We start from the raw sequence: 12,588 nt of genomic DNA, 5'->3' as shown, positions 1-12,588 counted from the left end.
TGGACTAGTTTTTGTTTTGCAGGTGAACGGTATCGTTTTTAATGGTATAAGAAAGGGATTTAGCCAGGCAGATGATATCCATGACATCTTTCAGGCTTTCATTTTTGAAAGAGCCGTTGTAGTTCCATTCTTTTTTGTTGCTTTCGTTAATAACGGTAACGGCATAACGATTTTCTATACCTGTTACTATTTCATTATAGGGTGCGTCTCTGAATACGAGGTATCCCTGTTTCCAGGCAGTAATTTCTTCCGGTTTGCTGAAAACAGATTTTACGAGGCTGAGTGAAATGCGGTCGTAGCTGATCTGTTCACTTGGCAGCAGGATGAGTGAGGAAGCGGCGTGGTTGCCTTTATTCAGCTGGTCTACTTTTACTTTACCGCTTACCAGTGCCACGGTTACTTTGTGTTCGCTGGCATATGCCCGGATGTTGAAGGCAGTACCGAGTGCGGTGGTGGCTAATTCCCCGGTATTCACCACAAATTTTCTGGCGGGGTCGGCGGCTACATTGAAAAAAGCTTCACCTTCTTCCAGGAAAATGGTGCGGCTGTTGCTGCCGAAATGTTCGGGGTAGCGTACTTTACTGCCGGCGTTCAGTTCCAGGGAGCTGCCATCTTCCAGGGTAATACTTTCCTTGTTGCCTTTTGGCGTGGTGATTTCCACAAAGCCGTCTTTTACCAACCGGTTGGCTCCGTTAGCGGCAATGGGTGCGGGTTGGTTGCCGGTGGCAGGATGTGTGCCGGGTGTTTGCTGGTTGAACCAGAAAACGCCTGCTGCCAGTAATAGCACTGCTGCGGCAGCGTACCAGTAACGGGCACGGATATGCCGCACCTTTGGCGCGGGTGTGATATGTTTGTTGAGTTGTAAACGGATGCTGTCGAGTTCGCGGTCGAGTTCTTTATCTTCTGTGTAGGTGGACTTGTGCCGGTTGATGTTTTCAAACCATTGATCTACAATAGCCGCCTCCTCCGGTGAGCAATTCCCCTGGTTATACCGCTCCAGCAATATTTTAATCTGTTCTGTGTCCACCTGTTGCCGTTTTATGTGTTGATAAGTCGTAATAACGTGGAAATAGTACCATGTACATTTAATTATTTTTTATCCGGCGCCGGGTGTGCGGGTTAGATAAACAAATAAACATATATCAGGAGGACGATCAGGTCGGTCCTGGCATAGCTGGTCCTTAGTATCTTTAACGCTTTGGTAATCTGGTTTTTTACGGTCTGTTGTGAAAGGCCAAGATGGGTGGAGATCTGTTCTACGGTGAGGTTTTCAAACCTGCTGAGCATAAAAATTTCTTTCATGCGGTCGGGCAGGTGGTTGATGGCCTCAAACAGTTCCTGTGTCCGTGCTTTATTATCTACTGTTTCCGTGATGGAGTGCGGCTGTGCATCGAAATGTCCGATAAGTTGCTGCAGGTATTTGCGGTATGTAGCGTTTTTCCGGTAAATGTCGATGATTTTGTGGCGGGCCACCTGGTACAGGTAAGCTTTCAGTGATTCTTTGAGGATCAGTGAATGTCTTTTCTCCCAAAGGGAAATAAAGAGTTCCTGCAGCACATCTTTGCTGATCTCGGAGGCGTCCAGTTTGCTGTGTATAAACAAATATAACATTTTACTGTAGCGGTCGTAGATGGCATTGAAGGCGGCGCTGTCGTCGCTTTTTAGCAGCGAAATTAACTGGTTATCGGAATAACTGCTGTACATCGAATTACAGTAGTAATTAAGCGTTTTGGTTGATAATTACTGAAATGAATGTAAGAAGAAAAATTTGATATTTTGATATTTGGCCCTTACTTTTTAAAATAACTAAATAACCAAATAATAAAATAATTACATTTTTTATCATGCTTCCTTCAGGCGCAGTTCATTTTTGTATTCTTTGGGTGTTTTGCCTACTATTTCCTTGAAGAACCGGTTGAAATTAGACAGGTTCTTAAAGCCGCAGGAGTAGGCAATTTCCGCGATGGACCAGTCTTCCTCGGTTAACCGTTTACAGGCGTGCCCGATGCGTACTTCATTGAGGAACTGTACAAAAGACTTTTTTGTACGGTTTTTAAAGAAGCGGCAGAAGGATTGTGGCGACAGGTTGGTGATGCTGGCTACATCCTGCAGGGAAATTTCTTTGGAGAAGTTATTCATGACGTACTTGAATACTTCATCGATCTTATGGTTATCCTTTACATTATAGGCGTGGGAGTAACCGGTGCTGGCCAGGTAATAGCAATCGCGGGTTTCTGAGAGTGTTTTTAAGATGTGGAGCAGGGATATGATGCGATCCAGTCCTTCTTTCCGGGGAAGGGCCAGGATCTCGGGTTTCAGCAGTTCGTGGGTGGCGCCGGTAATTTTCATCCCCCTTTGCGCCCGGTGAAATAATTCACTGAGTGCTTTGGTTTCCGGTAATCCGTAAAATTTCTCCCCGAATATATCTTTAGGGAAATAGATGACCACAGAGCGGGCTTTCAGATTTTCATCTCCCTTATAATATTCTTCCTCGTTATACCATACATGCGGTATATGTGGTCCGAGAAACACCATATCGCCTTCTTCAAAGCTCTCGATGCTATCCCCTACAATTCTCTTCCCGTGGCTTTCCGTAACATATACCAGCTCGCACTCCGGGTGGAAGTGGAATGGCGTATTGAAATAAGGATCACTTCTTTCTATAATCGTGATCTGATTATCGGCAAAAGCCCCAACTTTAATAAGGATGGGTTTCATTCATGTATTAATTTAAGCTACTATATTACTGTGACCGTCCTGTACTTTATTACCATTGCCATTATCCCCGCCCAGGGGAACCCTATGCAGGCAGGCGAGCAGTATTGAGATCGTCCTATGAATGATGCCAAATTATTAAAAATTGGTTAAAAAAATATCATTTTGACGAAAATAACCTTTTTATGTGATAGAAAACCAACCGGGGTGAAGAGGAATAGTTTTGACCGGGTTACTTGGAATAATTAGCACAAGAGCGTAATTTCCAACTTCATTTTGTAAATTACGTCCGGCTAAATCGATGTAGCATTTTTTCTATGAAAGGGATCTCTATTAAAGATATTGCAAAACAAGCCGGAGTATCTCCTACAACGGTATCTTTTGTACTCAACGGTAAAGCAAAGGAGAAAAGAATTAGTGAACAGGTGAGTAAGAAAATCCAGAAAATTGCCACCCGTCTGAAATATAAACCAAACCAGCTCGCCCGCGGACTGCGTACCGGTAAAACCAAAACTATTGGTCTTATTGTGGAGGATATTGCCAACAACTTCTTTGCCACGCTGGCCAAAGTAGTGGAAGACGAGGCCGACAAGCACGGTTATAAAGTGCTTTACGGCAGTACAGAAGACAATACGGAAAAGGCAAAGGGACTCCTGGAAGTATTGAAATACCGGCAGGTAGATGGCTATATTATCACGCCTACCAAAAACCTCGATAAAGAAATAGAACTGCTTCAATCGGCGGCCAAACCACTGGTGCTGGTGGATCGTTATTTCCCGCATGTGAACAGCCACTATGTGGTGCTCAACAACTATAAGGGCGCTTATGACGCCACTACTCACCTGGTGAAACAAGGCTATAAAAAAATCGCCATCGTTACTATCGCATCTGACCAAACGCAGATGAAAGAAAGGCTTGACGGCTTTACTGCTGCGCTCAAAGACCATAAAATTCCTTTTAATAAATCGTTCGTGAAACGCCTGCCGTTCGACCTGGACCGGGAAAGCTTCAATAATGAGATAAAGAAATTCCTCACCGCTGTAAAAGACGTGGACGCCGTATTTTTTGCCACCAACTACCTTGGCATTGCCGGTATTGAAACGATCCGCTCAATGGGATGGGAGATAGGAAAGGAAATCGGGCTGGTAGGTTTTGATGACCATGACCTGTTCCGTTTGCACAGTCCTTCTATTACCTGTGTATCACAACCTATCGCCGCTATCGGAAAAAGTATTGTGGATTTATTGATGAAAGAACTGAATCATGTGGCAGGGACTCCTGCTTCTCCGCCACAACAGGTAATACTGGAGCCGGAGCTGATTATCCGCGGATCTTCTTCGCGGAAGTGATCGCCTTCGGCGATTGTCTTTTTCAGGATTACGCTGATTATAATGATTTTTCGGATTTGATCATATTGGATTTTTTTAGATTAAGGGAGATAAGAGCGGAATACCGCTGCTATCTCCCTTAATCATTGTGTAATGGCCGTAACCAGATGATCCCCCATTCCCTGCAAATACATGTATCCTTTCTGCTTTACTTATACCAGGTCCGGAGATAAAACAACGATCATCCATAGATAACTCATATCTCTATAGATACGGCTTATATACGGCTTAACTATGGGTTATATATGGCTTAACTATGGGTTATCTATATTTGGCTGACAAATACCTGACAAATCAGGGGTAGTAAATGGGTAGATTAAACCCGCAGATGGAGTGCTTACATTAAGGAGATAAAGTGCCTCTTTTATCTCCCCTGATCTTAAAAAAATCAAAAGTGATCAAATCCGAAAAATCATTATAATCAGCGTAATCAGTGTTCCAAGACAATTTAAAATCGCCGAAGGCGATCACCTCCTAATGCTATTTTAATCACATGGAATATTATTTTCTCTTTCTTAACGAGCTGTTAACGATAAATAAAAAAATTGTTAAATCTTCTTTGCACTTCTCATAATTATCCCTAAGTTTGAAACCGTTATTCAGACTGATCAGCCAAACTTGTAGCGAAAATGAAATGTGAAAGCGGTGTACAGGTTTTTTTTATGTGGTATTGCTAAAACGTTTTACTACTACTATAGTGTCAGAATAACAATTAATGCCAATGGAGTAATTCCATTTAATTTATTTAAGAACGGAAACCACGTGATTACCATCAGAGCTCCTGTGCAATGCAGGCAGGTTAATGGTAGCGGGACCTTCTGTGTTTTTTTGCTTATGTGTCTGATTCACTTGTTATAATTCACTAAACCAAAAGGAAGCTATGCGAAGATCACTTCTTCTCACCACGTTGCTTTTCTTATGCTGCTGTATCACTGCCTGGGCGCAGGATAAGAAAGCTGTTGCGGGAACCGTTAAGGACGCAAAAGGAACGCCTTTACCGGGTGTTACCGTAAAAGAGAAAAACGCCTCCAACGGAGCTACAACCGGCGCCGATGGAAATTTCAAAATCCAGGTAGCAGATGGTGCTACACTCGTTTTTTCCTACATAGGATTTATCAACCAGGAAGTAGCTGTTAATGGACAGTCTGCTGTAAACATTGTATTAAAAGAAGACAACAAGAATTTGAATGAAGTGGTGGTTACCGCTATGGGTATCAAGAGAGAAGCCAAGGCACTGGGTTACTCTGTCAGCACCGTAAGTTCAAAAGAAATTACCGAAAGCGGAAGCACCAACTTTGCTTCTGCCTTGTATGGTAAAGCTGCCGGTGTGAAAATTGTAGCTGCTCCCGGCGGCGCTGCCAGCGGAGTTTCCGTACAGGTAAGAGGAGTTTCTTCTGTGAGCCTGAGTACACAACCGCTGTATGTAGTGGATGGTGTGCCGCTGAGAAACTTTAACGATCCTACTACCAACAGCTTCGGTACCAGCAACTCAAGAATCGAGGGAAATGGTGCACTGGACATCAACCCCGAAGACATTGAAACACTGACGATCCTCAAAGGCGCCAGTGCATCTGCGTTGTACGGTTCTGAAGCCACTAACGGTGTGGTGGTAATTACCACCAAGAAAGGAGCAAAAGGCCGCGGCCTGAATGTAGACGTTAACTACGTTTACAACCAGGAGAAACTGGCTGCTACACCGGATTACCAGAATGAATATGGTCCCGGTTATGACCCTTCGACCAACATCTCCGTAGGCGCTACACCCGATGGCTGGATTACAGACGCCGATGGTGCTATGCACCCTTATTACAGAGCGTACGATCAGTTCGGGCCAAAATTCGATGGCCGTGACGTGAAATACTGGGATGGCACTACCCGTAAATATGTAGCGCAAAAAGATAACTACAAGGACTTCTTCCAGAACGGTTATAATTCTGCAGCCAACGTGGCTATTTCCAACGCAAGCGATAAAGGTAGTTTCCGGTTTTCTTACAATCGTGTAGATTATAAGAGCATTATGCCGGGAAGTAATCTCTATAAAAACAACTTTAACTTCAACGGTACATTAAAATTAAGTGACAGGGTCAGCGTAGATCTGATATCTACTTATAACAATACCTTTGTTCACAACCGTGCGAATGTGATGAGCAACATATTCGGTTCATTTGATGGCTTCTTCAGCCGCTTCGATGACATGAGTACGTTCTTCAATAAATATCAGACCAGCAACGGTTACAAATATGTAGCTGCAGATAATAACCAGTACGATCAGGATGAGAAAATGGCTTACCGTTTCCGGGCTACCAACCTGATGGACTACCTGTGGAATAACCTGCGTAACAGGTATGATGAAACACAGAACCGCTTTATCAACAGCGCTACGCTGAATGTAAGCATCCTGAACAGCCTGCGTTTCAGAGGTCGTGTAGGTGGTGATTTCACCAACGTAACTACTTCTGATCAGCAATACAATACCAAGCCGTCTGTTTATGGTTATACCGGTCAGTATGCGCTGAATACCCGTAATAACAATTCGTTTTACGGAGATGCGATGTTGATCTATAACCCTAAAGTGGCAAAGGACTTTGATATGTCTTTCACCGGTGGTGTTACCGGCCGCAAACAGAAATATAAAAATCAGTATACCCAGACGAAAGGTGGTTTGATGGACGAAAACTGGTTTAGTCTGGCCAACTCTGCTGATCCTTTGTATGCAACAGGAGTTCGTGCAGAACAGATCGATGTAGCTGGTTTTGGTATGGTGAACCTGGCTTATAAAGGTTTCCTGTTCCTGGAAGGAACCGGTCGTTATGAGTCTACTTCTACTTTACCGGTAAAAAATAACAAGTACTTCTATCCATCTGTGAATGCGGGTTTCCTTCTGTCAGAAGTAGTGAAGCTGCCTTCTTTTGTGGATTACGCGAAGTTCAGAGCCTCTTATGGTCTGGTGGGTAACCATCCCAACATGTACCAGGCTAACGTTGCCTACAATCCTTACACCGTTACCCTCAGTAAGAATAATATTCCTTATCAGCAAACCAATCCCAGCGCCTTTGGGAATGAAGAGTTGAGATCCGAAAAGAAAAGGGAAACTGAGTTTGGTTTCGAGGCAAGGTTCCTGAAAAATAAGATTGGTGTAGACTTCAGTTACTATAATAACAAAGTCATGGATCAGATCCTGACTATGAGTACACCAGCATCTGGCGGTGCTACCTCTCAGATAATGAACGCAGGTGACCTCAGCAACTCTGGTTTTGAAGCAGCTATCAATGCTTCTCCCATCACTACCAAAAATTTCAGCTGGACTACCCGCTTTAATTTTGCCATCAACAAGAACAAGCTCACTGCGCTGAGAGATGGTATGACAACCTTAACCATGCAGAGTTATGACGGCGGTTACCTGTTGCTGCAATCCAACGTAGGTGATCCATTGGGTAACATTTATGTACATCCACGTGATAAAGACGCGAACGGTAACTACCTGGTAAATGCGGATGGTATTTATACCGCTAATACTAACGCATGGGAATTAGCAGGTAACATCATGCCTAAAGTAGTGGGTGGTTTCTCCAACTCGCTCCGCTATAAAAACTTTACACTGGACTTTACGCTGGATTACCGTTTAGGTGGCGACCTGGTATCTATTCCTTACTACTACCAGATTGGTGCAGGTATGTTTAACAGTACCCTGCAATACAGGGATGCTGCTCACGGTGGTATTGCTTACGATGCTATTGACTATGCCAGCGGTAACCTGGTGGCTAACCCGAATGGTGCACATCACGATGGTGTGATTTTACCAGGCGTAACGGCTGATGGTAAGAAGAATGAAAAGGTAATTACTGCTGCACAATACTACATGAATCAGTATGATTGGCAAACCAATGGTCTGTATGAAAATGCAGTAATGAAAAACAGCTATATCAAGCTTCGTGAAGTTACTCTTACTTATAACATGCCTAAAAGCATTGTTGAAAAATTACACTTCCAGGGTTTGCAGTTCTCACTGGTTGGCAGAAACCTGTTCTATGTGTGGAAAACTTTGCCAAAAGGCTTAGATCCGGAAGTAGCAGTAGGTTCTCAATGGTTTAGCCAGGGAATTGATGGTGGTACCGTTGGTCCAACAAGAAGTTTGGGAGCCAGCCTGCGTGCCCGTTTCTAGCAGAATACTGATTTGTAAACGAACTTAACAGATTAAAATGAAACGCCTTTTAATAAATACTTCACTGCTCATCTTGCTGGTAGCTACTTTCAGCTCTTGTAAGAAACAAATTGCAGACGCCTACCCGAACCCGGAGTTAACTACTACCGGTTCTATGAGCAAACTGCTCAGCGGTATGTACATGAACAAGCGTATGCGCCCGTCTTACTGGGATTACGCAACCTTTATACTGCCTACCACTGGTGCATTTTCGCAAACAACGGCACTGTCGCCATCCATAAAAATGTATATTCCTACTCCGGCTTATACGGAGAACCGTTGGATAGATTTTTACGCAGGTAGCAAAAGCGATGATAATGACTTGAACTATGTTGGTCCGGGTATCATGGCTAACTACCGGGAAATGGAAACTACTTATAGTAACCTAACGCCGGCCCAGCAGGCAGATCAACTGATTTTTCTGAACTGTGCCAAAGTGGTGTTGTATGATCAGGCTGCACAAATGATAGATCTCTGGGGAGACATTCCTTTCAGCAAGGCTGGTTCTCTCAACACTGACCGTGTGGTAATACCTGCACCTTTTGATAATGCAGCTGCTGTTTATGATACACTGATTGCCGGACTGGACAACCTGAACAGTTATTTTGAAACGGCTACTATCTCTGTTGAAACGTTAGCCGCTTTTCAGAGAGCTGATTTTGTGCTGAATGGCGACCTTACTGCCTGGAGGCGTTACGCAAACTCCCTGCGCCTGCGCCTGTTGATGCATACTTCTTATGTGAAAGAAGCCAATGCCAAAACAGCAGTAACAGCTATGCTGACCAACCCGTCCAAGTATCCGCTGGTGAGTGACAATTCTCAAAACGTGTTGATCAAAATGAGTTCGCCTACTTTAAAAAGCGACTTGCAAAGCGCCCTGACGGGTAGCCCGTTTGCGCCTGCTTTTCTGCTGGATACCGTGATGGCGATCAATGGCGATCCACGTACAGATGTTTATTGGGATGCGGGTGCAAAGCACGGTATGCATGGTTTCCCGGCAAATGGTACTGCTACTGATTATGAAAATTTAGGGTATGCTACCTACGATACCGCTACTTTCTTTAATAACTACAATGTGCCTGGCGTAATATTTACGGCATCTGAAGTAAGCTTCCTGAAAGCAGAAGCAGGTGAAAGATGGAGTATTGGTACACCGCAAACAGATTACGAAAACGGTATTGCTCAATCAGTAAATTTTTATTACAGTATTAACCAATCTGCTGTATTCAGTTCCGGCGTATGGCCTATACTGCCTACACCGTCCGGCGCTGTTATCAGCAGCTTCGTTGCTAAGCCGGCTATTGCCTACAGCGGTACTTCCCAGCAAAAACTGGCAAAGATCTGGACGCAGAAATGGGTGAACTTCTTCATCCTGCAGGCAGGCGAGTCATGGACAGAAGTCAGACGTACAGGTTATCCTGTATTACCTTTTGCTACCGGTACATCTTCCGGTTCCACGACACCGCCACAGCGTTTGCTGTACCCATCCACAGAGCAGATTTACAATCCGGATAACTATGCCCAGGTAGCGTCAAAAGACAAAGCCAACATCAAAATTTTCTGGGACGTTCGTTAAGGACCAGTGAACAAGTATAATAAAAAAACGTCCCGGACTTTCCGGGACGTTTTTTTATTATAATGATGACCAGAAACCTACCCGATCATATTCTTTATCTCACTCAGCTTCAGCAATGCTTCTACCGGTGTTAACCGGTTAATATCCACGGTATCCAGTTTCTCCCGGATTTGCTGGAACACATCACTATGCGCATCAAATATATTCAGCTGTAGTTTCTGGGACGGTGTGCTGATCTGTTTTATATTTTTCTGCAATGGCGCATCGATATGTTTTTCTTCAAGATTGGCCAGCACTTCATTGGCCCTGTTGATTAGTTCCGGCGGCATGCCGGCCATACGGGCCACGTGAATACCAAAGCTGTGGCGACTTCCGCCGGACGCCAGTTTCCGCAGGAAGATAATTTTATTCCCCGATTCCATGTTGGTGATATGGAAGTTCTTTACCCGCGCGTGTTTGTTTTCCAGTTCATTCAGTTCATGATAATGAGTAGCAAACAGCGTTTTAGGGCGGTGTGTGGTCATGTCGTGGAGGTATTCCACGATGCTCCAGGCAATGGAGATACCATCGTAGGTGCTGGTACCGCGGCCTATTTCATCCAGTATTACGAGGCTGCGTGGGGTAATGCTGTTGATGATGCTGGCGGTTTCGTTCATTTCCACCATGAAGGTAGATTCTCCGCCGCTCAGGTTATCGGAGGCGCCTACACGGGTAAATATTTTGTCGGTAAGACCAATATCAGCGCTGGTAGCAGGTACAAAGCTACCCATGTGCGACATCAGGGTGATGAGCGCCGTTTGTCGCAGCAGGGCCGATTTACCGGACATGTTGGGTCCCGTAAGGATAATGATCTGTTGGGATTCCTTATCCAGTTGCAGGTCGTTGGAAACGTAGGTGTCGCCGGCAGGCAGCCCCCTTTCAATCACCGGGTGACGGCCTTCTTTGATCAAAAGATCGAACCCTTCCGTGATATTCGGCCGCCGGTATTTGTATTGCAGGGCGTTGTGTGCAAAACACAGGAGGCAGTCGATCCGCGCAAACACCTGTGCATCTTCCTGTACCGGTTTAATAAACGCCTGGAGGCTTTGTACCAGGTCGTCGAACAGTTTGCTTTCCAGCACCTGGATCTTATCTTCTGCTCCTACAATCTTTTCCTCGTACTCTTTCAGTTCGGGGGTGATATAGCGTTCTGCATTGGCCAGTGTTTGCTTGCGCATCCAGCGGTCGGGCACTTTGTTTTTGTGGGTGTTGGTTACTTCCAGGTAATAACCGAATACGTTGTTGAAAGCTATTTTCAGGGAAGGGATACCGGTGGCTTCTGACTCTTTCTGCTGGATTTGCAGGAGATAGTCTTTCCCTTTGTTGGCGATGTTCCGGAGGTCATCCAGTTCTGCGTTTACGCCTTCTTTGATGCAGCCGCCTTTGTTTACCAGTACCGGCGGGTTTTCCATGATTTCATTGAGAATACGGTCCAGTAAGGGAACGCAGGGGTCCAGTTTTTCGTTTAGCCGCCGGAGGTAGTCGCTGCTGCTGTTTTCCAGGAGTGCCTGTACGGCCTGTACCTGTTGCAGGGAGCGGGCCAGCTGTAACACTTCGCGTGGATTTATTTTCTTCAGTGGTATTTTGGATACCAGTCTTTCCAGGTCGCCGGTTTGTTTCAGGTGATGTACCAGTGATTTGGAGAGATCGGGTTCTTTGATAAAGTATTCCACGGTATCCAGCCGTTCGTTGATGGCGTTGATATCGCGGAGGGGGAATACCATCCAGCGTTTGAGCAGGCGTGCGCCCATCGGGGTTACGGTGTTGTCCAGTACTTTCAGGAGGGTATGCCCGTTTTCCACGCTGCTGTTGAGCAGTTCCAGGTTGCGCACGGTGAAACGGTCCATCCAGAGAAAGTCGTCCTGGCTGATGCGCTGCATGCGTGTAATATGCTGGAGGTTGGGATGCTCGGTATCTTTCAGGTAGTGAAGGGTGGCGCCGGCAGCGATAATGGCGGAGGGCAGGCCTTCCACACCGTATCCTTTCAGGGAATGGGTCTGGAAATGTTTCAGCAGTATTTCTTCCGCATAGGTGGTGGTGAATATCCACTCATCCATTGTATAGGTGTAGAAACGGGCGCCGAAAGTGGCTTTGAAATTTTTCTGTTGTTGTTTGGCGAACAGTACTTCTGCCGGGCGGAAGCTCTGGAGGAGTTTATCCACATATTCCGTGCTGCCTTCTGCAATAAAAAATTCGCCGGTGGAAATATCCAGAAAAGATACGCCGGTGGTGTCTGTACCAAAGTGAACGGCTGCGAGGAAGTTGTTGCTGGAGTTTTCCAGCAGCTTATCGTTGATGGCTACACCTGGTGTGACCATTTCGGTGACGCCGCGTTTGACAATACCTTTTACTGTTTTAGGATCTTCCAGCTGGTCGCATACGGCCACCCGGTGACCTGCTTTAACCAGTTTATGAAGATAAGTATCTAACGAGTGGTGGGGAAATCCTGCCAGGTCAACATAAGAGGCGGACCCGTTGGCCCTTTTGGTTAAAACAATACCCAGCACCCGGGCGGCTATAACTGCATCCTCATTAAACGTTTCATAAAAATCGCCAACACGGAACAACAGTACGGCATCAGGGTATCTGTCCTTGATGGCCTTATGTTGCTGCATGAGCGGTGTTTCTTCCGTTTTACTTTTTGCCATGCCGCAAATATATAAAACTCA

The 12,588-nt window shown here is 45.3% G+C and carries 7 protein-coding genes; 3 read left to right on the top strand and 4 right to left on the bottom strand.

Annotated elements, in window-relative coordinates; translation table 11 throughout:
* Positions 1-4: 4 nt before the first annotated feature.
* The 3 genes from ACMXI2_RS22360 to ACMXI2_RS22350 all read right to left on the bottom strand — a co-directional run bounded on the left by ACMXI2_RS22360 (position 5) and on the right by ACMXI2_RS22350 (position 2,718).
* A complete protein-coding gene (locus ACMXI2_RS22360; RefSeq protein ID WP_483778278.1) occupies positions 5-1,027 on the bottom strand; it encodes a FecR family protein in 1,023 nt (340 codons plus the stop codon).
* 92 nt (positions 1,028-1,119) lie between these two features.
* The gene (locus tag ACMXI2_RS22355; RefSeq protein WP_483778277.1) at positions 1,120-1,704 is read right to left on the bottom strand and encodes an RNA polymerase sigma factor; all 585 of its coding nucleotides are present in this window, start codon (positions 1,702-1,704) and stop codon (positions 1,120-1,122) included.
* Positions 1,705-1,842: 138 nt separating this feature from the next.
* A complete protein-coding gene (locus ACMXI2_RS22350) occupies positions 1,843-2,718 on the bottom strand; it encodes an AraC family transcriptional regulator (protein WP_079470510.1) in 876 nt (291 codons plus the stop codon).
* A gap of 314 nt (positions 2,719-3,032) precedes the next feature.
* On the opposite strand from ACMXI2_RS22350, the gene ACMXI2_RS22345 reads away from it, so the two are divergent.
* The 3 genes from ACMXI2_RS22345 (at position 3,033) to ACMXI2_RS22335 (ending at position 9,880) form a co-directional block, all read left to right on the top strand.
* Positions 3,033-4,064: a LacI family DNA-binding transcriptional regulator gene (locus tag ACMXI2_RS22345; protein ID WP_483778276.1), complete on the top strand. Its 1,032-nt coding sequence runs from the start codon at positions 3,033-3,035 to the stop codon at positions 4,062-4,064.
* A 919-nt stretch (positions 4,065-4,983) separates the two neighbouring features.
* Positions 4,984-8,265: a SusC/RagA family TonB-linked outer membrane protein gene (locus ACMXI2_RS22340; protein ID WP_483778275.1), complete on the top strand. Its 3,282-nt coding sequence runs from the start codon at positions 4,984-4,986 to the stop codon at positions 8,263-8,265.
* Between the two features lie 37 nt (positions 8,266-8,302).
* Positions 8,303-9,880, top strand: coding sequence for a SusD/RagB family nutrient-binding outer membrane lipoprotein (locus tag ACMXI2_RS22335; RefSeq protein WP_483778274.1), 1,578 nt, complete (start codon positions 8,303-8,305; stop codon positions 9,878-9,880).
* A 77-nt stretch (positions 9,881-9,957) separates the two neighbouring features.
* Here ACMXI2_RS22335 and mutS read toward each other — a convergent pair whose 3' ends face one another.
* Positions 9,958-12,567, bottom strand: coding sequence for a DNA mismatch repair protein MutS (gene mutS, locus ACMXI2_RS22330; protein ID WP_483778273.1), 2,610 nt, complete (start codon positions 12,565-12,567; stop codon positions 9,958-9,960).
* Positions 12,568-12,588 lie beyond the last annotated feature (21 nt).

Source organism: Chitinophaga sp. G7 BAM 1005 (assembly GCF_057126945.1).
This window is presented reverse-complemented; position numbering and strand designations above follow the sequence as displayed.